Origin of the sequence: Marinomonas sp., from assembly GCF_965225885.1 — a bacterium.
Classification (GTDB): domain Bacteria; phylum Pseudomonadota; class Gammaproteobacteria; order Pseudomonadales; family Marinomonadaceae; genus Marinomonas.
This window is the reverse complement of sequence record NZ_OZ245329.1, coordinates 4294531-4314906: the sequence shown is the minus strand read 5'-3', so window position 1 is coordinate 4314906 and position 20376 is coordinate 4294531. Positions and strand designations below refer to the sequence as shown.

At 44.5% G+C, this 20376-nt stretch carries 16 protein-coding genes; 7 read left to right on the top strand and 9 right to left on the bottom strand.

All coding sequences use genetic code 11. The annotated features are described in order from the left end of the window. The first annotated feature begins 626 nt into the window (after positions 1-626). From ACO05V_RS20610 to ACO05V_RS20590, 5 genes are all read left to right on the top strand, one after another. Positions 627-857 carry a type II toxin-antitoxin system Phd/YefM family antitoxin gene (locus tag ACO05V_RS20610; protein ID WP_421856016.1) on the top strand — a complete coding sequence of 77 codons (231 nt, stop codon included), beginning with the start codon at positions 627-629 and terminating at the stop codon, positions 855-857. A 71-nt stretch (positions 858-928) separates the two neighbouring features. Next, complete coding sequence (locus ACO05V_RS20605; RefSeq protein WP_421856014.1) at positions 929-2083, top strand: amidohydrolase; 1155 nt, start codon at positions 929-931, stop codon at positions 2081-2083. 2 nt (positions 2084-2085) lie between these two features. Then, entirely contained in the window at positions 2086-2595 is a 510-nt protein-coding gene (locus tag ACO05V_RS20600; protein ID WP_421856012.1) for a GNAT family N-acetyltransferase, read from the top strand. 101 nt (positions 2596-2696) lie between these two features. Then, entirely contained in the window at positions 2697-3761 is a 1065-nt protein-coding gene (locus ACO05V_RS20595; protein ID WP_421856010.1) for a hypothetical protein, read from the top strand. A gap of 69 nt (positions 3762-3830) precedes the next feature. Next, complete coding sequence (locus ACO05V_RS20590; RefSeq protein ID WP_421856008.1) at positions 3831-5930, top strand: hypothetical protein; 2100 nt, start codon at positions 3831-3833, stop codon at positions 5928-5930. A gap of 107 nt (positions 5931-6037) precedes the next feature. Here ACO05V_RS20590 and ACO05V_RS20585 read toward each other — a convergent pair whose 3' ends face one another. The 3 genes from ACO05V_RS20585 to ACO05V_RS20575 form a co-directional block, all read right to left on the bottom strand. Further along, positions 6038-7759, bottom strand: a complete 1722-nt coding sequence (locus tag ACO05V_RS20585; RefSeq protein ID WP_421856006.1) for a SulP family inorganic anion transporter — start codon at positions 7757-7759, stop codon at positions 6038-6040. Positions 7760-7769: 10 nt separating this feature from the next. Continuing rightward, positions 7770-9410: a TIGR01244 family sulfur transferase gene (locus ACO05V_RS20580; RefSeq protein WP_421856004.1), complete on the bottom strand. Its 1641-nt coding sequence runs from the start codon at positions 9408-9410 to the stop codon at positions 7770-7772. 117 nt (positions 9411-9527) lie between these two features. Next, positions 9528-10409, bottom strand: coding sequence for an MBL fold metallo-hydrolase (locus ACO05V_RS20575; RefSeq protein ID WP_421856002.1), 882 nt, complete (start codon positions 10407-10409; stop codon positions 9528-9530). Positions 10410-10636: 227 nt separating this feature from the next. On the opposite strand from ACO05V_RS20575, the gene ACO05V_RS20570 reads away from it, so the two are divergent. Then, positions 10637-11989, top strand: a complete 1353-nt coding sequence (locus ACO05V_RS20570; RefSeq protein ID WP_421856000.1) for a sigma-54 interaction domain-containing protein — start codon at positions 10637-10639, stop codon at positions 11987-11989. A 15-nt stretch (positions 11990-12004) separates the two neighbouring features. On the opposite strand, the gene ACO05V_RS20565 is transcribed toward ACO05V_RS20570, so the two are convergent. The 6 genes from ACO05V_RS20565 to ACO05V_RS20540 all read right to left on the bottom strand — a co-directional run bounded on the left by ACO05V_RS20565 (position 12005) and on the right by ACO05V_RS20540 (position 19383). Continuing rightward, positions 12005-13135, bottom strand: a complete 1131-nt coding sequence (locus ACO05V_RS20565; RefSeq protein WP_421855998.1) for an ABC transporter permease — start codon at positions 13133-13135, stop codon at positions 12005-12007. A gap of 1 nt (position 13136) precedes the next feature. Continuing rightward, positions 13137-14078, bottom strand: coding sequence for an ABC transporter ATP-binding protein (locus ACO05V_RS20560; RefSeq protein ID WP_421855996.1), 942 nt, complete (start codon positions 14076-14078; stop codon positions 13137-13139). Continuing rightward, positions 14075-15022 carry an HlyD family secretion protein gene (locus tag ACO05V_RS20555; RefSeq protein ID WP_421855994.1) on the bottom strand — a complete coding sequence of 316 codons (948 nt, stop codon included), beginning with the start codon at positions 15020-15022 and terminating at the stop codon, positions 14075-14077. The genes ACO05V_RS20560 and ACO05V_RS20555 overlap by 4 nt, the downstream gene beginning before the upstream one ends. Then, positions 15019-15699, bottom strand: coding sequence for a TetR/AcrR family transcriptional regulator (locus tag ACO05V_RS20550; RefSeq protein ID WP_421855992.1), 681 nt, complete (start codon positions 15697-15699; stop codon positions 15019-15021). Before ACO05V_RS20550 ends, ACO05V_RS20555 begins: the two co-directional genes overlap by 4 nt. A 206-nt stretch (positions 15700-15905) precedes the next feature. Then, the gene (locus ACO05V_RS20545) at positions 15906-17537 is read right to left on the bottom strand and encodes a methyl-accepting chemotaxis protein (RefSeq protein ID WP_421855990.1); all 1632 of its coding nucleotides are present in this window, start codon (positions 17535-17537) and stop codon (positions 15906-15908) included. A gap of 223 nt (positions 17538-17760) precedes the next feature. Beyond that, a complete protein-coding gene (locus ACO05V_RS20540; RefSeq protein WP_421855988.1) occupies positions 17761-19383 on the bottom strand; it encodes a methyl-accepting chemotaxis protein in 1623 nt (540 codons plus the stop codon). Between the two features lie 146 nt (positions 19384-19529). Here ACO05V_RS20540 and ACO05V_RS20535 point away from each other — a divergent pair, with 146 nt between their 5' ends. After that, positions 19530-20363: an SDR family NAD(P)-dependent oxidoreductase gene (locus tag ACO05V_RS20535; protein WP_421855986.1), complete on the top strand. Its 834-nt coding sequence runs from the start codon at positions 19530-19532 to the stop codon at positions 20361-20363. The last annotated feature ends 13 nt before the right edge of the window (positions 20364-20376 follow it).

Sequence of the window (20376 nt, the reverse complement as noted above, 5' to 3'; positions counted from 1 at the left end):
TGTGATTCGAAAATTTCAGCGATTGCATTCCTAATCACAATCTCGCAAATATGCATAGGTACAAGCAATGCAGCAGACACTTGGCAGTTCCAAATGTAAAGTTCTAGGGCTTTTGTCTGATCTTGGTTGGTTATACTCAGATATGTAGCCACTCTCGGACGAGAGAGCGTTTTTAGAATGGAGGTATTAGGCACTTGATATCCTTATCGATGCTTATTATTCGGTTACTTTACATTTATTCACGTTGTTCGAACAATCATTGGACTATGTGTGAATAAAATTTTATTAGCAAAAATTTCTAGCACGTCAAAGATGTGCTAAAAATCGAGAATAAATCTAACTATACTTACAAGGTGAGCTACTAGGATCGTGGGTGAAAGCCTCCCTTGTAGACAATTGAAAAAAAGCCCGTATCTTTGGATGCGGGCTTTTTTTATGTCTTACTCCTGCCTATAAGGTTAAAATCATCTACGTGAGTTTTATTGATCTTTAGCCAAGAATTCGGTTGTTCTGAGTTCAAGTTGGTTCCTTGATTTGCTCTCCAAACTTGATGGTCTTGAAACTTTGCATACGCCTTGATATTCGTTCTTTCTAGCATAATAAGCTTAATAGTCTTGAGGTTTGGGATGGCAGCAATAACGGTAACTAAAGCAACTCGAAATCTCTATCAACTCATTGATGAAGTTGCTGAATCTCATCAGCCTTTAATCATTGCTGGTAAACGTAATAATACGGTTTTAGTCTCGGAAGAAGACTGGTCAGCGACTCAGGAAACACTGTTTTTAATATCGACACCTAATATCGGCGAGGGAATGGATACTTCCGTTAGCGAATGCTTTGAGAAGCTTGATTGGTGATCTCTTTTAGCTGAAACTGTCCCTAAATCTTTTTCTCAGCGAAATAGCGTATTCAAGCCACAGGATCAACCATGCAATCTTTTGATGAGTTAATCGCGTTACGTAAGTCCCTTCATCAGAATCCTGAGCTGTCTAATCAAGAGCAAGCCACGGCGGTTCGAATTTCCAATGAGTTTCAAGCTTTCTCGCCAGATGAAGTTATTACCGATCTCGGCGGAACGGGGCTGGCGTTTGTATTCAATGGCGCTGAAAGCGGACCGACGACTTTGATTCGTAGCGAGCTGGATGCACTACCAATCCAAGAAACCAATAGTTTTGCGCATCGCTCACAAGTGAAGGGCGTCTCTCATAAATGCGGTCACGATGGACACATGAGTATTGTTACGGCGTTGGGTGCGGAATTGGCGAAACATCGTCCGCAGAAGGGCCGTGTTGTGCTGTGTTTTCAACCGGCAGAAGAAACCGGTATGGGAGCGATTCAAGTCGTAAAGGATGCGCGCTTTGCGGCTCTCATTCCTGATTATGCTTTTGCTCTGCATAATTACCCTGGCTTAGAGTTAGGCAAGGTTGCGGTGCGAGCGGGGACGTTTAATTGTGCATCTCGGGGCATGATTATTCATTTAAAAGGTAAAACTTCCCACGCGGCGCATCCGGAAAATGGCGTCAGTCCTGCCAATGCCATGTGCAAAATTATCCAAGAATTAAACTCACTGCCAGCAAAGATTCCGCATCAAGCAGGCGTTGGTCGAAACTGGGTAACGGTTATCCATGCCAAATTAGGTGAAATTGCCTTTGGTACAGCACCGGGCGATGCGGTGGTTATGGTGACTTTGCGCAGTGAAAGTAATGAAGGTATGCAAACCCTGATAGAGGAAGCCGAGCGCTTTTCTCATGCTGTGGCAAAGAGTGAAAACCTAAGAATTTCGTTTGAATATGATGATGTGTTTCAGGCCAGCGTTAACTCTCAACAAGGTTGTGATTTGGTGGTTTGTGCTTGTGATAATACGCAAACGCCTTTTGTATTATTAGATGAACCAATGCGTTGGTCGGAAGACTTCGGCCAGTTCACTGCCACAGCAAAAGAAGGCGCCATGTTTGCCTTGGGCGCTGGGCAAACGAGCCCGCAATTACATAATCCAGATTACGATTTTCCTGATGGTTTGCTTCCCGTTGGTCGAGATTTGTTTTTGGATATTATTCGTCAGTTAAATGGTTTGGAGGTTTGAGTATGATTGTGTTTCGACCAGCTGCTTTAGAAGAACTTGCCGATGTGAAAGCGTTGCTTTGGGATCAAGGTCCAAACGAATGGAATTATTTAACCGAAGAGGGCGTTGATGCTGAGTTCTCTCTGATTGAGCAAGGCACAGCGGCTGCAATGGTGGCGGTTGATTCCGACAAAGATCAAATCATAGGTTTTGCTATTTTGATGGATGGAAAAGTTAGCCCTGATTATTTAACTAAGTATTCTGCCCTCAACGAGCTTTGTTATATCGGTGATGTGATTGTTTCTAATGCGTATTCTGGTCAGGGAATTGCTACGAAATTGCTTGAGTGTTGCATAGAGAAGTCCAAGGAAAAGCGAGCTAGTGTCGTATTAATTGAGCGACACGAAGAGAATTTAGCTTCTGCTGGCATGATGAGAAAGGCTGGATTCAAAGTCGTAGAAACATTTTATGATCCAGAAAAGAGATCAGTAGGCTCAAGAAACACGTCTATTTTGGAATACTGCATAGAGTAGAGGTCAAGAGCCCAGTGTTTATTTTGTGATTATGGGTGTTGTCTGATGTTAGTATTGACAGTGTTTTTTGCTGAAAGCTAATTAATAGGGAACACGATTAGATGAATATTCTCTCAATCATTTTAAAAAAAGGCGTGTTAGGCGTTTTTTTTATTCTTGGCGCGTTGCTACTAAATGCGTGTAGCCCGACTCCGGTTATCAAGTCGACAGTGGACGAAAAGCAGTTAGAAGAGATCGAATGCACGCCATCTCAGCGTGAAGGGTTTAGTTATCTAGAAGATTGTTTGATGGGATATAAGGGCAAACCCTTTACTGGATTAGCAGTAAAAGGTGACCCAGCGGACTATTTCAGTGCGACCATGTACCAAAAAGGTAAGAAAGATGGTGTCAGTTATTCTTCAAGAAAAGGTCGATTAACATCGCAGGATCGTTTTAAAGATGGGCTGAGAAGTGGTGAAAGTACTCAATACGAGTCGTACGACGGTAAGTTGGTGTCTCGAGTTATATATTTAGATGGGCAAAAGATCGAAGCCTTCTATTATGATGATGGGATTATCACAAGTCATTATCGTTTTAAGGATGGTGAAGAAATTGAGTATACCCGTTATAACCTCGGGTTGAAGTGGCGTCGAACTTTTTATCAAGGGGATCGAAAGTTGCTGGAAGAATCTACTTACTATTCTAATGGACAATTAGAAAGTGTCAAAATTAGTGAGGATAATAGTCTTAAGCTACTTGATAGAACGGACTATTATTCGAATGGCAAAGTTGAGATGCAGTTTTATTTTGATGAAAAAAATAATACAGTGCGCGAGCTTTCTTATTGGAGGAACGGGCAGCGCAGACGAGATTCAAACTATGTTTATGATGGTCATTATCTCAAGTCAGATGGTGAGTATCGTACCTTTTGCGAAGAAGATGGGCGTTTGAAAGAAGTCTCTCATTATCAAATGGGAGTGTTACACGGCGTCAGCGAAGAATTTTATTGTAACGGTCAAAGAAAGACGTATACTCTCCATTACGAACAGGGCGTGATTGTTGATAAAGAAGTGGCAACCTATAGAGATGATGGTGCATTCTACAAAGTAGAAAAAATGGACGGCAAGGGAAATATCCTTAAGACGTTACATTATGATGCAAAAGGTAAGTATCGGCCTGATTGGTAGGTCGTTTTTGTCGTTTTATTTTTAATATTACTAACGCATTTTATAAGTGCTCATTCTGAAGGATTCGTAATGAAGGGAAATTTTTTTAAAGCTGCCGCTGTCGTGGCTTGTTTATCCTCTGGGGCCGTATTTGGCTTTAACTTGGATGTTTTTGGCTGGTTCAAAAAAGACAATTCTATCGACAGTATGATCGAGTATGTGCCTGCCGATACAGCTCTTTTCATCGGTGGTGTCTCGAATAAAGAGCTTGTCACCAGCTCCGATGAAATGATGGTGAAATTCAAAGATAATGGCGAAGCCGAAGCCATTATTGAGTTGCTTGAATCTTTGCCACCCAGCGAGGGTTTGGATTTTGTCAATTGGTTGGTGAAAGACTATTACAACGTTGCGCCTAATGGTGGCATAGCAATATATAAACATTACGGTCTTGATGTTGAAGGTGCGAGTGCGATTTATCTCGATGGGATTTTTCCTGTCATGCGCATTGCTTTACAAGACGAACAAGCGTTTTTGACGTTGATAAAACAGGCGGCGCTAGAAACGGATGTTACCCTTGGTTCACAGACGATTGGCGGTCAGGCGTTAACGACGGTTGAGTTGGTAAACAAAGATGATGTTGTGCTGAAACTGGGTTTTATGATCAAGGATAAGGTGCTGACAGCGGCTGTTATATCGCAAAAAGAAGATAAAGGAGCGCAAGAGCGGCGCTTTGCATTGGTAAAACCACAGCAATCCATGTCAGCTGAAAGTTGGAGAAACGACAGTAAGACTTACAATTTTATGGAGGCTTCTCACGGTCATATCAGTTTACTGAATATCGCTAATGCGATTTTTGATAAAGATACCCGCGCTCATCAACAATTGAAAGCATTGGCCGGTGATGACTTACCTGAATTGAGCAAGACACAAATGCTATGTAAAGAGGACATCGTTAACATTGTGTCTGGCGCACCTCGCGTTGTCTTTGGTGTAAATCGCTATGACGTTCAAGGCGATGACATGGCGTTAGATTTTTCTTATGCGGTAGAAATTAAAAATGCCAATATTTTGGGTGAGCTGAACAAGCTACGTGGCTTTATCCCTAACTATTTGAATACCAGTAAAGACTTGACGGTCGGTCTAGGTGTTGGTCTAGCATCCGATGCGGTTTCGCCTGTGCTAACGAGTTTGTGGAATCAATTCACAAAAGCCGATTTTAACTGTGAACCATTACTAACAGCGCAAGCAAAGTTGCGTGAGCAGAACCCTGCAGCACTTTCTGTATTTACCAGTATGGCACAAGGTTTGTCGGGCGTGAGCTTCGGTATCTTCGACCTAGAAAAAGATGAAAATAGCCAAATCGGCGTGAAATACGATGCTATTGCTACGATTACCAGTGAAAAGCCTGAAGTGTTGGCCGCTCTTGCTGGGCAATATGCTCCGATGCTTCGTGGTATTCAGATTCCTACCGACGGCACTGCAATAAATTTAGCGGATAGTGGTTTGCCTATGGATGCATTTGTGGCGATTAAAGGGAAACATTTAGTTGCTTACACCGGAGAAAAAAGTAAGCAAGTTGCTGAGCAATTAACTACGGAAGAGGTGAGCAAGAACGGTATGCTTGCTGTCGCAATGGACAGTGCTAAGTTAAGCGATTTAGTTATGAATATGGGGCAATACAGTGCCAGCTTGGGCAATGATTGTACTGATTTATATACAGTTTCGGCAGCGCTTAATAGCGTGCCATTTACCTTAAATGTTCGTGAAGGATTCAATGATAAAGGCTACGAAAGCAATTGGTCTTTGTATCTAAAAGACCTAGCTGATATCAAAAATATTAAGCGTCAAGACTTGGTGAATGTATTTAAAGTTGAATACTTAGACGAAGAGTGTAACTGGATCGATATCGGCAGTGAAACCTTTAATGAAGATGGGACCGGTACGTTTGTAGACAGAGACGATTCTAACAGCTGTAATGTATTTGAAAGTAACTTCAAATGGTCTCATGCTTTGGGCTCTATCATAGAAACTGACTCTAATACCCGATTCCGCAACAGCTGTGATAGTGAGAGGGAAGCGCAAGAGAGTGTCGACTTTAGTTGCCAAATTTTGGGCGCCAAGGAAACCGAGTTTTATTGTTTACAAGACGATGGTGATTACAAAGCCCTTCATCGCTACACGCAACAATAATCTACATAAAGTGCTAATTTAGAGCTTTCTTGTACACATAAAAAATCCAGTGACTGCAAAGTCATTGGATTTTTTTGTCTGCTTGCTTAGGTATTTGGTATTCGTTATTAGCTGTCTGAGGCTTGTGTAATATCTTTAAACGCTTGGAATTGCGATAAATACACTTTGCCATTGAGGTGGTGCAGGAATCCGCTGCATTCTAAGTGATCCATCACTGGGCCTTTCACCTCTGAAAGCGAGAGTTTAATGTTCAAGCTTTTCAATTGCAGGTTAAGGGCTTCGAGCATTTCTAAGGCGCTGAAATCAATTTCATTCACCGCACTGCATTGAATCACCACATGGTTAATCTCTTTGCGTTGGCTAATGGTGTCGATGATGTGATCTTCCAAAAACGTTGCGTTGGCAAAGAACAGACTTTCGTCGGGACGTAAACAAAGCAGCTGAGGTGAGGTTTCCACTTCGTAGCGTTTCACATTACGAAAGTGCTCTGAACCCTTTATTAAGCCCACTTCGGCCACGTGTGGTTTGGACGTACGATACAAATGCAAGGCAATGGACAACGCCACACCAGAAGCGACGCCGACTTCCACACCCAGCAACAAAGTAATCACGATAGTCGCGAGCACAGCATAGAAATCGCTGCGGGAAAACTGCCAGGTTTTTTTCAAGATAGAAAAATCGATCAAGGTTGTGACCGCCACAATGATGGTCGCCGCCAGCGTGGCTTTAGGCAAAAAGTACAACATAGGCGTTAACAGCAAAGATGCGATCATAATGCCGAGAGCCGTCATGATGCTGGCAAGCTGAGTCACCGCGCCGGCATCAAAGTTCACTACAGAACGCGAGAATCCGCCAGTCACCGGAAAACCACCAGATACACCTGATGCAATGTTTGCCGCACCCAAACCGATGAGTTCTTGGTTAGGTTTCACTTTTTCACGTCTTTTGGCGCCTAAAGTTTTACCAACCGAGATAGATTCTACGTAGCCAATGATCGAAATCATTAGCGCAGGCAAAGCAAGTTCTTTAACCAGCTCCATGGAAGGTAGGGAGAAACCTAAGTTTGGTAATCCTGCTGGAATGTGTCCTGTTATCGCTACGCCATGAGATTGCAGGTCATAGAGATAGACAACCGCAAGACTGGAAAGCACGCCAAGAATCGGAGCGGTTTTCGCCAACGACGCAGCGGATGCTTCAGGCACCTTTAACGTGATCAAAAAACGTTTCGCGTGACGACGGGCCAGCAGCAAAAATGCAATCACAGAAACGCCAATCACAAAGGTTATGGGTTTAAATTGATCGATGTTTTCCAGCATAGAAAGCAATTGTGTGACGACATTATCGCCATGGGCTTGGATGCCCAGAATGTGCTTTAACTGGCTCAGCGCAATGATAATTCCCGAAGCAGAAATAAACCCCGAAATCACCGAGTGAGAAAGCAAGTTAGTGACCATGCCGAGTTTCATCACGCCCATGATTACCAACATGGCGCCAGACAATAGAGCGAGAGTAATCGCGCCAGTAAGATAACTGGCGGTGCCTTGTTCGGCAATGACCGCAAGAGACGTCGCTGTCATGAGTGACGCCACGGCAACCGGGCCAACTGACAAAGATGTGCTGGTGCCAAATAAGGCGTACAAAACCAAAGGTAAGATACTGGAATATAAGCCGACTTCTGGTGGTACCCCAGCCAACATGGCGTAAGCCAGTGACTGAGGAATCAGCAACATGGTGACGATAAACGCCGCGGTGGCGTCTTGACTAAACTGTCCACGATTATAGGTCTTTAGCCAAGACAGGGCCGGAATGAAACGTGCAATGGTCATCATCAAGCTCTCGTTACTTGCGCATTGTTGGTTTAACAAACCATTCATAGCCTTTCAGCATGCCGTGCCAGTAGAAGGGAGGCAGCAAGTCTTCTTTCAGCACCCAAGCGAGATAGGTGGGTTTAGTGCCATCGTTCAGCCATTTCGGGAAGGTGGGGAGCAGCTTTCCGCCGTAACCAAATTCCGCCAAGACAATCTTGCCCCGTTCAACGGTAAGCGGGCAGGAGCCGTAGCCGTCGTAAATGGCTCTTATTGTATTTCCGTCGATAGCATCCGCGATATTTTGTGCCACGACCGGCGCTTGTTTACGAGCCGCTGCCATGGTTTTTGCGTTTGGCGTATTGCTTACATCACCTAATGACCAGATGTTTTTGAACAGGGTGTGTTGCAAGGTTTCTTTATCCACATCAACCCAGCCTGCCGCATCGACTAATGGGCTGTTGCGAATAAAGTCTGGTGCCGTTTGTGGCGGGCAAACATGCAACATGTCGAATTCGGTTTCAACGATGGTTTTCTCACCGTCTTTGTTTGTGGTGGCAAAATAGGCATGTTTGTTCGGACCGTCTACTTTGACTAAGTTGTGAGTGAAGTGAGTATTAACTTGGTATTTTTGAATATAACTTTCCAAAGCAGGAACGTATTCAGGCACGCCAAACAACACTGCACCAGCGTTGTAAAAAGACACGTTAATGTCTTTTTGTTTGTCGTTCTTCAACCAATGGTCACAAGACAAATACATGGCTTTTTGTGGTGCGCCGGCGCATTTGATCGGCATGGGCGGCTGGGTGAATATTGCCTTGCCGTTGTTTAGGTTTTTTACCAATTCCCATGTGTAAGGCGCCAAGTCGTAACGATAATTTGATGTCACGCCATTGCGACCTAATGTCTCAGATAAGCCTTCAATAGCATCCCAATTAAGCTTGATGCCCGCCGCTACGACTAAGTATTGATAAGCGATTTGCTGGCCGTTTTCGAGCACAACTTGGTTCTCATCTGGCAAGAAAGTTTTTACCGCTTCTTTTAGCCATTTTGTGTGGGCTGGAATAACGTCGGACATGTTACGGCGCGTATTCGATGCTTTAAACACGCCGCCGCCAACAAGCGTCCAACCGGGTTGATAAAAATGACTTTCAGCAGGATCAATCAAACAAATTTTCAAGCCAGGTTTGCGTTTTAATAAACTAGCGGCAGTTGAAATACCGGCCGAGCCTGCACCGACAACCACAACATCATATTGAGCCGTTGTTTTGTTGTCTTTTTTAGGCTGTGCTTTATCGTCTGTTGCGGAAGAGGCTTTATTGTCTTGAGTGGAAGGATTAGCAGGTGAAGTTTCCTGAGCCGCTTGCCAGATTTGGCCAGAGCGATTACCGGTTCGACAATAAGCATGAACATTTTCAGCGTCTTGAATTGCTGCCTGAAAAGCCGAGATGTCCGCAGCGGTCATTTGTCCGCCAGCAAAAGGAATGTGCTCTGCTTTGATATTTTTTTCTTTTGCATAAGTGGCAACATCGGCAAAAGGCAGTTGCCCTTCCTCTTCACCATCCGGTCGATTACAAATGATAAGTGTGACGCCAGATTCTGCTAAAGCGTCTATATCGTCTAAGCTGATCTGCTCAGATACGGAATAGTTGTCTGTGATTTGTTTGCGTAACATAGTCTTCTCTCGATTTTTTACTTATTTAAAATAGAGGCTTTCACGACTACTGTGCTCGTGACGTCGTGAAAAGGCTTCTATTTATTATTTATAGTTAGTTGCTATTGTCGTTACGGTTTATTTGAATGCATTTAACGGAATCTTCAAATAAGACAAACCATTGTCTTCCGGTTCTGGCATATGTCCTGCTCTCATATTGATTTGCAACGATGGTAAAATCAGGCGAGGCATGGCCAGTGTTTTGTCACGAGTCTCACGTAGTTCCACAAATGTTTCTTTGCTGATGCCTTGTTTGACGTGAATGTTCAATTCGCGCTGGGCTTTTACGGTGGTTTCATATTCCAGTTCACGGTCATTTGGGCAGTAGTCATGGCACATGAAAATACGGTGATCTTCTGGTAACGCCAAAATTCTTTGTACGGAGTCGAACAACACGCCAGCGTCGCCACCGGGGAAATCTGCTCGAGCTGTGCCAGCATCTGGCATGAACAAGGTATCACCAACAAATATCGCATCACCTAAAACATGAGTGAAGCAAGCTGGCGTATGACCAGGTGTGTGAAGGGCTGTGCATTGCATTTCGCCAATGTAAAACTGTTCGCCATCTTCGAAGAGGAAATCGAACTGAGAACCGTCGTGTAAGAAGTCAGCGCCTTCGTTGAATACTTTGGCAAAGGTTTCTTGCACCGTGGTGATTTGCTCGCCAATGCCAATTTTGCCGCCGACTTTGCTTTGAATATAAGGCGCGGCAGAAATATGGTCGGCATGAAAGTGAGTTTCAATTAACCATTCCACTTTTAGTTTGTGTGTGGTGACATACTCAATAATTTCGTCGGCACTTTCATGAGATGTGCCGCCAGAGGCATAGTCAAAATCCAATACGCTGTCGACGATGGCGCAGCTAGAAGACGCAGGGTCTTTAACCACATATGAAAAGGTATTGGTATCTTTATCAAAAAAGGCCGCTACATCAGGCTTGGTTGCAATTGTGTTTATCATGTTTCACCTCGTTATCTAGTTTTCCGTAGGTTCAAATGGTCTATTCATTTGATGGATTTATAGAGTAAGTAAGGCAGAAACTGTGCCAAGGTTCAGGTTTTCAATTAACTGTATGAAATATAAGAAATTAAATTGTCACTAGAAAAGATCTTATAAATTAGAATTGACTAATGTATGGTCTGTTGTCATATTTGGCGTTAATTTATGACAAAAATGGCAAATGCATTATGAATATCATCGCATCCGATTCTTCTTCCTTTGATGAACTCGCCAGCATGTTAGAAGGCTATGATTGTCCTGCTATTTTAGTCTCGGTGGATTATCGAATTCTTGCTATTAATCAGCATTATCGAGAAGAGTTTGGTGATGTTCCTTTGCAGCAAAACAAGCGCTGCTTTGAAGTGTCCCATGGCTATAGCGTGCCTTGTGATGAAGCGGGTGAAGATTGTCCTTTGTCGGCAACTTTGCAGTCTGGCCGCAAAGAGCGAGTGCTGCACATCCACCAAACGCCAAGGGGTAAAGAGCACGTCGATGTGGAAATGCTACCTATCCATGATAGCCACGGAAAATTGCTTTTTTTTGTTGAGTTACTGCGTTCTGTGTCGGTGGCGAGTGCCCAAGACGGCAGTAAAAAATTGGTGGGTTCGAGTAAATCTTTTAACCGGATGCTGGAGAAAATCACGCGCGTCAGTCACAGCGATGCGTCTGTTCTATTGTTGGGAGAATCCGGTAGCGGTAAAGAGCTAGTTGCCCACGCGGTTCACCAAGGCGGACACAGAGCAAAGAATTCCATGGTGACGTTAGAGTGCGCTGGGCTGACGGATTCTTTGTTTGAAAGCGAGCTATTTGGCCATGTAAAGGGCTCTTTCACTGGTGCGCACAGTAACCGAGTTGGTTTAGTTGAGCTGGCCAATGGCGGCACACTGTTTTTAGACGAAATTGGCGATGTGCCGCTGTCAATGCAAGTTAAGTTATTGCGCTTAATTGAAACCGGCGCTTTTCGTCCAGTTGGTTCATCTATCATCAAGCACACCAATTTTCGGTTGATTTGTGCGACTCACAAAAACCTCGCGGAAATGGTCAAGGCAGGCGAGTTCCGCCAAGACTTGTACTATCGGATCAACGTGTTTCCCATTCATGTGCCTTCCTTGCGTGAACGACAAGATGACTTAGTCTTGCTAACAAATACCTTGTTAAAACGCATCAATCAACGTAAGGAATACCACCTGACCGACTCGGCGATGCAAGTATTAAAGCAATACAATTTCCCCGGTAATATTCGTGAACTCAGTAACATTCTCAATCGCGCAACACTCTTAACGGATACGAATTTGATTGAGCGAAGCACTATTCAGGAATGTTTGGAGATTGATCGTGAACTTGATCCGCTAGGGGAGACTTCATCCGCTTCTCAATTGTTAAGTATCAATGATGCAGGCGAAGACAAAGAATGGCTGGACTTAAAAACCGCCGAAAAACGCTATTTGTCAGAACTCATGGCATTTCATCATGATGATAAAGAGCAAGTCGCCAAGGTCGCAGGAATCAGCCTGCGATCTTTGTATCGGAAATTGGAGTAAGGCTGTAAGGAATGTTTACCCCAATTTCTTCTTGAAGCGTAACGATGCAATGATGATTCCGACTATGGTAAACAATCCTAGCCATAAGGCATCTTTGCCCAATAAAAGCAGGCTGGCATCTCGCAAGGCGATGGCGCGGATCATGCGCATGAAGTGGGTGACAGGCAGAGCCTCGGCAATCCATTGGGCAGCGACCGGCATGGCATCGTAAGGGAACATGAAGCCAGATAGCAATATCGATGGCAACAGAATAAAGATGGTCATCTGCATCGATTGCAATTGCGTTTTGGCTATGGTGGAAAGCACCAATCCAAGGGTTAAGCTGGCAAAAATGAATAAAATGGAGCTGCCGAGTAGTGACAGAATGCTGCCTTTAATCGGCACAGAAAACACCCAATGACCCACACTTAAAATAATGGCAACTTGTAATAGTCCGACTAAAACGTAAGGGGCGATTTTGCCTATCATTAGCTCCATTGGTCTCACTGGTGTGGTGATGAGAAACTCCATATTGCCGTGTTCGTGCTCGCGAACGATGGCGGACGACGTAAATAAAATCATGGTCATGGTCAGAATCACTGCGACCAACCCCGGAACAATATTTACCACGGTTCTTTGTTCTGGATTGAAGTATTGCACCACTTCGAAGCTCGGCGCGGTACGTGTCGCGGTATGGTTGGCTACTTCGTCTAAGGGCATATTGCGCAATGCTCTGATGGTAGACGCAATGACGGTATCCGAGCCGTCGACTATCCATTGCCCTATTGGCAGAGTGAGTGGTGAGTCTGTTTGTTTATGATCGTAGAGCGGGTGATTAAATAAACGGCGAGTCATGTCTGCTGGCAAATACAGTACCGCTCTGATCTCGCCTTTAGTGATCGCAACTTCAGCTTCTTTTATGGAGCGATAACGAGCAATAAAGTCGACGGATTGCGTCGCTACCAGTGCTTGTTCGACCGCTCGGCTTTCTGATGTTTGGCTGAGGTCGACAAGGCCAACGGGAATGTGTCTGGCGTCGGTGTTAATCGCATAACCAAACAGCATAAGTTGCACCAGAGGAATCATAACAATCATGCCAAAGGTCATTCTGTCTCGGGAGAGCTGCTTTAGCTCCTTGATGAAGATGGCATACACTCTAATCGACATGCTAATCCACATAACGGTCTCCGGTGCAGGTTACAAACACGTCTTCAAGGCTAGGTCGAGCCAATACTGTTTCTCTGCCATCACTGAGTTTTGAAATAAGGCTGAGAGGATCTTGTACTTTTTTCTTCACTAGCACTCTTAGGTGCGCGCCAATTTGCGCTGCAGAGAGAATTTCTGGGTGCTGAGTCAGTGTTTGTTTGAGTTGTCTTAATTTATTGCCACTGACTTCCACGACGGTGGCAGGCATGGCATCCATCAAGGCTTGAGGCGAGCCATCGGCGCGTTTATTGCCTTCTTCCATAATCGCCAAGGCGTGACAGCGTTCGGCTTCATCCATGTAATGGGTGGACACTAAAATAGTGGTGCCAGCGGCGCAGAGGTCGAATAATCTTTCCCAAAATTCGCGACGATTCTCTGGATCAACCGCAGAGGTTGGTTCATCGAGAAATAACAATTCTGGAGAATGTAATGTGGCGCAGGCAAGAGCAAGGCGCTGTTTTTGTCCGCCACTCATGGAGCCAGCAAACTGTTTTGTTTGCTTTTCTAAATCGTATAACGCGAGTAATTCTTCGAGGCGGGCTTTTTTGCGCTTTCCAGCAAAGCCATAAATGGCACCGACAAAATTTAGGTTCTCTTGTACAGTAAGGTCGTCGTATAAAGAAAATTTCTGTGTCATATAGCCAATGCGTTTTTTTAGCGATTCTTCATGACCTAGCAGTGGTTTACCTAAAATGGTGACCTCGCCTTCGGTGGCTTCTAATAACCCAGTGAGCAGACGAATGCTGGTGGATTTTCCGCAACCATTGGGGCCAAGAAAGCCATAAATACTGCCTTTGGGGATTTTTAAATCCAGTTTATTTACCGCAATGTTGTTGCCAAAACGTTTGCTCAATCCCTTGGCTTCAATGGCGTATTCTACTTGTTCTGACTCGTTAGAGATCATGGTAGGCGCACCTCAACCGCGAGTCCTGTCGGTAGTTTGTCCGCATCAATTAGATCGATGTCAGTCAGATACATCAAACGCGCTCTGTCTCGTTCATTGAGTGCATAGAAGGGCGTATAAGCCGGCTGCGAGCGGATATTTCGCACACGACCTTGAATAGGCGATTCGATGCCGTCAGCAAACACTTCAATAGCATCGCCAGCTTTGATCTTGGTTAACGCGCTGGCTGGCAAATAGACTCTGGCATAAGGATGACCAGAAGACAGCAGACTAATTAACTGAGTGCTGGCAGTAACTCTATCGCCTTCGTGCCAGGGGAGCGCATCAATCGTGCCGTCAATTGGTGCTTTTATGGTGAGGTCTTCGCGGGCTTTAGTTTGCCATTCAAGAGCGGCTTGTGCGGCTTGCACCTTGGCATTGGACTGGGCGATGTCTTCTTCGCGCGCACCATTTTTTAACTCTAGCCATTGGTCATGGGCTTGCTGTGCTTTGGCTTTACTGCTGTCTCTCGCGGCTTTAGCCGCATCGAAATCGGCTTTGCCAACGACTTTGCTTTTATAGAGTTTTTCGATGCGTTGGTATTTTAGCTCTGCTTCTTTGCTGGCGGCTTGGGTGGCTTCTAGCGCCGCGAGTGAAGCGCTTAATTGCTCTGGTCGTGTGCCAGCCGTTAATACGCTAAGAGCGGCGTTTGCTTGGGCAAGCTCGGCTTCTCGCTGGGCAATAAGCGCATCGGCACTGCGAGTGTCTAAGCGTAACAAGGTGTCACCTTGGTAAACGGTTTGTCCTTCGTTGATATTTACCAACACAATTTGTTCTGAGGTTGGCGCCGACAAGGTGATTCTATCGCGCTCAATATTCCCCATGGCGTAAGTCGACTCTTCTGACTGGCAAGCGGTAAGCAAAGTCAGCACAAGAGCGGATAGTAGAATATGACGTGTGTTCATGCTTGCTCACTTTTGGCGTCGTTGGATGATGGCTGTTGTGCTGGAAAGGTGAAAAGCCCTTGTTCTAACAGTGTTTGGTTGTGATCCGCTAAATTTAATAACCAGTCTTCTTTGAGTTCGACACCAAGTTGCTGCTGAAGGTATTTTGGCGCCAACACAGGGAAAATCATTAAGCTGACAAAGCTAAGGCGAATCCATGCCGGGTTAAGATTTGGGTTAATTTGTTTTTGCTTTGCAAATGCCTCGATCCATTTTTCGGAACGCTTCAAGATGTTGTCGATAATGCCTGTCAAAATACCAAAGGCTTCGGGGTTATCTTGCTGGCTGATCACCTGCAGAATCAATTTTGGCAGCATGGGATTATTGGCGATCATGCGATAGTAGGTTTGCATCAGTAACAATGGATTCGGCGGTGTATTAGGATTCAAATCAGCTTGAAATTGTTCGATAACAGGAGCCAAGGTTTCTTGTATTGTGGCTTCAAATAAGCCTGCTTTTGAACCAAAGTAGTAACGAATCATAGCGGCATCAACTCCTGCCGAGAGAGCAATTTTTCGCGTTGATACCTTGTCAAAACCTTGTTCAGAGAAACAACGCTTGGCGGCTGCAATTAAACTACTGCGAGCGGAGTCTTGGTTGCTGTCAGACTGTTTAGGGCGACCCATGCGAGTAGTCATTGTTGGCTCCGGTTTATTAATTCATCTAGTGATGAATATAGGCCATTTAGCGGCAATGAGTTACTAAGATAATTCCTCACCCTTTGCTAGAGTGAGGAATTTTGTTGCAAGGTGTTTATTTTCTTAGGGTTTATTAATTTTTAGGGTTTATTAATTTTTAGAGTTTATTGGTTTTTAGAGTTTATTGGTTTTAGGGTTTGGTGCTTTTAAGCCAGTTGAAAACGGTTAGACACGTCTCGTAGATTTTCGCTGGCAGCTTTTAGGTTCTCGCTGAGTTGTTTGGTTTGATTATTACCCTGATGAACTTCTTGCGAGACTTGGTTTATTTCATTAATGCTGGTGGTTAGTTCTTTTGCTGCGTGTGATTGTTGCTCTGTAGCTGCAGCAATCATTTGGCTCATATCATCAATGGTTGTGGTGGAACTTAGGACATTGCCAATGCTGGTGTGGCTGGAGCGCGCTTGCTCTAGACCAACATTCATTCGTTCTTGGCTGATGCTCATGACTTTCACCGCTTGTCCAGCATTCGCCTGAAGTACTTCAATGGTTTGGTTGATTTCATCAATAGACTCTTGGGTTTTCTGGGCTAAGGTGCGAATTTCATTGGCCACCACGGCAAAACCTCGACCGGCTTCGCCAGCTCTGGCAGATTCAATGGCCGCGTTGAGAGCCAATAAGTTGGTTTGATCTGTGATGTTGCGAATCACTTGAGAAATCAATCCAATGTTGGCACTGTCATTTTTTAAATTTTCAATGACTTCTGATGCTTCTGTAATGGCATTAGACAGCGCTTCGGTTTGCTCAAGAGATTCTTGGATGACATGACGACTGTTGGCTGCGTGGCTTCTGGCATCTTTCGCGCCTTGAGCCGCTGATACTGTGTGCTGAGCCACTTCGGCAAAGCCTGTTTGCATCTGTGTCATTGCGGAGGCAACGGTGCTGATTTCTGTGCGTTGTTGCTCTAAACGTTGTGTTGTATGACCAACTCGTTCCAGTAAATGGATGCTGGTTTGGTCCAGTAGTTCGGTATTTTTCTGTACATCTTGCGCTAAGGCAAAAATGCCTTGCTGCATTTTGTCGAATGACAACGCCGCTTTGCCTAGCTCATCGTCGGCAAATTCGCTTAAGTTGAGACGAGTGCGTAAGTCTCCTGTTTCAACTCGATGCATTTGAGCGATTAGCTTTTTAAGTGGCTGGTTTACTTTGCGAGAAAGTAAAAGTCCAAAAACGGTTAAGAAGAACAATACGATTAGGCTAACAGCGCCTTCGATGTAGATAGCTTTACTCATAGAGTCGGCTTCTTCATCTTTTACCTTAACGCCTTGTGTCATTAAGTCTGTTTGTAATTGGGTTAATGAACCGACAATGGTATTGAAAGGAGCCAGCATCGGGCCCAGCATTTCGGCGCGTGCTTGTTCTAGTTCACCTTGGTCAATCAGGTCAATGTAGTGATTTTGCATCTCTCGGTAAGCGTTAAGGCGCTTTTCAAAAACAGGAATGAATTCATTAACCGAGTCGATGTAAGCGACGGATTTCATTTGATCTAAGGATGTTTTTACCTTTCTATCATTCTCGTCGATAGTTTGTTGAATGTTTTGATGTTCGACGAGGTCATCTGTTAAGCCGTAATCCAGCGCAAAACGACGATAAGAAATCGTGTAGTAACGCAGGTCGGATATGCTCGATTGTACCAATAAGTGTTCAGAGACCAAGCTGCCAAATTGTTGGCGGATATTGCTAATCACCAATATGAGGTAAATACCCAGCGCGAATACCAAGGTAATGGTAATTCCAAAGCCTAATTGCATGGCTCTGGAAATAGATAATTTCGATAACATTTTTTCTGCCCTTTATGAAATAATTTATCAATGAGAGTGATTATCATGGAGTCGGGAAAGGAGAGACAGTCAGTTATTTGGATGGCTCTAATAGTTTTTTATTATGCTTTTAGATGGTGCATAAGTACTGAGGAAAAAGCAGCTATTAATGTAAAAAGTGATAAGAAGATAACAAGCCGTTTTTTGTCTGCTTGTTATCTTCTTTGTAAGTGGGTTTTAGGAATTAAGCGAACTGAAATTGTTTGATTTTTTTGCTTAGTTCATCGGTCATTTTGGCAATAATAGTGCTGCCTTCAGACACTTGTTGAGAGTCTTCTAGTACTTTTTCAGACACTTCTCGAATGCCCATTATGTTGTGATTAATCTCTTCGGCCACCGTGCCTTGCTGTTCCGCAGCAGAGGCAATTTGATGGCTGCGAGCCGATACGTCGTCTACTTGTATTAGCATGTTTTTCAAGTTCTCAGCCGCGAAATGCATTCTGTCTGCGCCGCGCTCTGCTTGTTGGGTGCTGGAGGCCATAGACGTGGATGCTTCTTTGGATTGATGCTGTAATTTTTCAATAATGGTGCGGATTTCGACAGTTGAACCTTGAGTTCGGCTAGCCAGTGAGCGTACTTCATCGGCCACGACGGCAAAACCTCGGCCGAGTTCGCCAGCTCGTGCGGCTTCAATGGCGGCGTTCAAGGCAAGAAGGTTGGTTTGCTCGGAAATATCGCCAATCACACCAAGAACGGAATCAATGTCGCCTGTTTGCTCCAATAGTTTAATGATGACGTCGTTAGCGCCTTCGATGTTTTTGGTTAGGCTTTGGATGTCTTCGTTAGTCGCATCTAAATCTTGGCTACTTTGGCGAGTAATGGTTTGCACCATTTGAGTCGCATCAGCGGTGTCTTTTGCATGTTGCGCTACATCTCGAATGGAGTAAGACATTTCATTCATGGCGGTAGCGAGCATTTCGACTTCTTGGAATTGGTGATCCATGCCTTGTTTAGTGTGCAAGCTATTACCTTGCATTTGTACGCAAACGGCTTGTAATTCGGTGATGGCGTGGTCGACTTCTAGTAAGGTGTCGTTTAATGAAACGGATACGTGGTTTGCCGCGTTGGCTAAAATACCGATTTCGTCTCCACGTTGCATATCTAATTGCTTAGTAAGATCACCATCTGAGATATGTTGTAAGTGTTCTGTCACTGTTTTAAGTGGGCGCGTGATATTACGCACAATAGTGACACTTCCGATCAGGGCAATAAGTACTAGAATCAGTTCGATAACCGCAGATTTTTTAACAGCATCCCAAAAAATATCAGTGACATTGCTGTATAGCACGCCGCTGCCGATTACCCAACCCCAAGGTTTGTAGCCTTTCACGTATGATACTTTGTCTTCAGGCTGTGAAACTTGTGGGCCTTTGTAGGCGTAATGCACATAGCCTTCGCCTTGGCTTTTTACGACGGAAACCATTTCCTGCCAATGATGGAAGCCATTGGCATCAGTGGTCTCTTTCATGCTCTTTCCGGCGTTTTGGGGTTTAAAAGGATGCATCAATAGCGTGGTTTGCATATCGTTGACCCAGAAGTAGCCATCGTCACCAAAGCGCAGCGCTGATAAGGCAGCCAAAGCCGATTGTTTTGCTTTTTCTTCGCCAATGACAGGGGCTTGTTCGCCATAATATTTTACGAGGGAATAAGCGCTATCTACTTGTTCTTTAACCTGAAGTTGTCGTGCGTTGAGTAATTCACTGTGCAGTTCGCTATAGGCCATGGCGCTAAAAACGATGAGCAATGTGACTAAGGTGCAGATAAGCCCCCAGAGTTTGTAGCTTACCTTGATTGAGCTGAGCTTCATGCGACGTCCCTATTAATGATTGTTTTATAAGCAAATATTATGGGCCTGAGCGGTGGTTAATATTATGATCAAAATCAAGAAAACGGCACTTTACTCAACATTTTGCTAACATCCAGACATTGATGATTTTTTCATAAGGAGCGGCTATGCAATATTCTATTCTTATCACAGGTTGTTCGACGGGTATTGGCTTAGAAGCTGCCAGAATGCTCCAAGAACGTGATTTTCTGGTAGTGGCGAGTTGTCGCAAGCAAGAGGACGTAGCGGCATTGCAAGCTCAAGGCATCAAGCATGTCGTTCAGCTGGATTTGGCGGATTCGGCTTCAATAGAAAAAGGCTTGCAAGAAACGTTAGCGATTACCAACGGCCAGCTTTTTGCTCTGTTTAACAATGGTGCTTATGGCCAGCCCGGGGCCGTTGAAGATTTACCTATTGATGCGTTAAGAGCTCAGTTTGAATGCAATTTTTTCGGCACTCATGAATTGACGACAAAAGTCCTTAAAATCATGTTGGCGCAAGGTTACGGACGCATTATCAATAACAGTTCGGTGCTGGGATTAGTTGCTGCGCCGTTTCGTGGTGCTTACAACGCCAGTAAATTTGCCTTAGAAGGCTTAACGGATACCTTACGTTTGGAGTTGTCTGATACGCCGATCAAAGTGAGTTTGATAGAACCCGGTCCGATTGAAAGTCGTTTTAGAGCAAATGCCTTGCTTGCTCTGCAAGACAATATTGATATGGAAAACAGCCGTCACCAAGAAGGTTATGCAGAGGCGATTGCTCGATTGAGTAAAGAGGGCGTGACATCGGCGCAAACACTACAACCTGCGGCGGTGGTTCATAAATTGATTCATGCTTTAGAATCAACTCGTCCCAAGGCGCGGTATTATGTGACTGTGCCGACATACGCAGCTGTGGTGATGAAACGAGTGTTACCAACTTGTTTATTAGATTGGATTATGCGACGTCAAGGCGCTTAGATTTTTTAGACGC

Excerpts from the sequence above, each read along its gene's own strand:
- ACO05V_RS20550 (WP_421855992.1), bottom strand. The coding sequence starts at position 15,699 with ATGACTACTCGCATGGGTCGCCCTAAACAGTCTGACAGCAACCAAGAC.
- ACO05V_RS20570 (WP_421856000.1), top strand. The coding sequence starts at position 10,637 with ATGAATATCATCGCATCCGATTCTTCTTCCTTTGATGAACTCGCCAGC.
- ACO05V_RS20555 (WP_421855994.1), bottom strand. The coding sequence starts at position 15,022 with ATGAACACACGTCATATTCTACTATCCGCTCTTGTGCTGACTTTGCTT.
- ACO05V_RS20590 (WP_421856008.1), top strand. The coding sequence starts at position 3,831 with ATGAAGGGAAATTTTTTTAAAGCTGCCGCTGTCGTGGCTTGTTTATCC.
- ACO05V_RS20600 (WP_421856012.1), top strand. The coding sequence starts at position 2,086 with ATGATTGTGTTTCGACCAGCTGCTTTAGAAGAACTTGCCGATGTGAAA.
- ACO05V_RS20595 (WP_421856010.1), top strand. The coding sequence starts at position 2,697 with ATGAATATTCTCTCAATCATTTTAAAAAAAGGCGTGTTAGGCGTTTTT.
- ACO05V_RS20535 (WP_421855986.1), top strand. The coding sequence starts at position 19,530 with ATGCAATATTCTATTCTTATCACAGGTTGTTCGACGGGTATTGGCTTA.
- ACO05V_RS20575 (WP_421856002.1), bottom strand. The coding sequence starts at position 10,409 with ATGATAAACACAATTGCAACCAAGCCTGATGTAGCGGCCTTTTTTGAT.
- ACO05V_RS20540 (WP_421855988.1), bottom strand. The coding sequence starts at position 19,383 with ATGAAGCTCAGCTCAATCAAGGTAAGCTACAAACTCTGGGGGCTTATC.
- ACO05V_RS20580 (WP_421856004.1), bottom strand. The coding sequence starts at position 9,410 with ATGTTACGCAAACAAATCACAGACAACTATTCCGTATCTGAGCAGATC.
- ACO05V_RS20605 (WP_421856014.1), top strand. The coding sequence starts at position 929 with ATGCAATCTTTTGATGAGTTAATCGCGTTACGTAAGTCCCTTCATCAG.
- ACO05V_RS20560 (WP_421855996.1), bottom strand. The coding sequence starts at position 14,078 with ATGATCTCTAACGAGTCAGAACAAGTAGAATACGCCATTGAAGCCAAG.
- ACO05V_RS20545 (WP_421855990.1), bottom strand. The coding sequence starts at position 17,537 with ATGTTATCGAAATTATCTATTTCCAGAGCCATGCAATTAGGCTTTGGA.
- ACO05V_RS20585 (WP_421856006.1), bottom strand. The coding sequence starts at position 7,759 with ATGATGACCATTGCACGTTTCATTCCGGCCCTGTCTTGGCTAAAGACC.
- ACO05V_RS20610 (WP_421856016.1), top strand. The coding sequence starts at position 627 with ATGGCAGCAATAACGGTAACTAAAGCAACTCGAAATCTCTATCAACTC.
- ACO05V_RS20565 (WP_421855998.1), bottom strand. The coding sequence starts at position 13,135 with ATGTCGATTAGAGTGTATGCCATCTTCATCAAGGAGCTAAAGCAGCTC.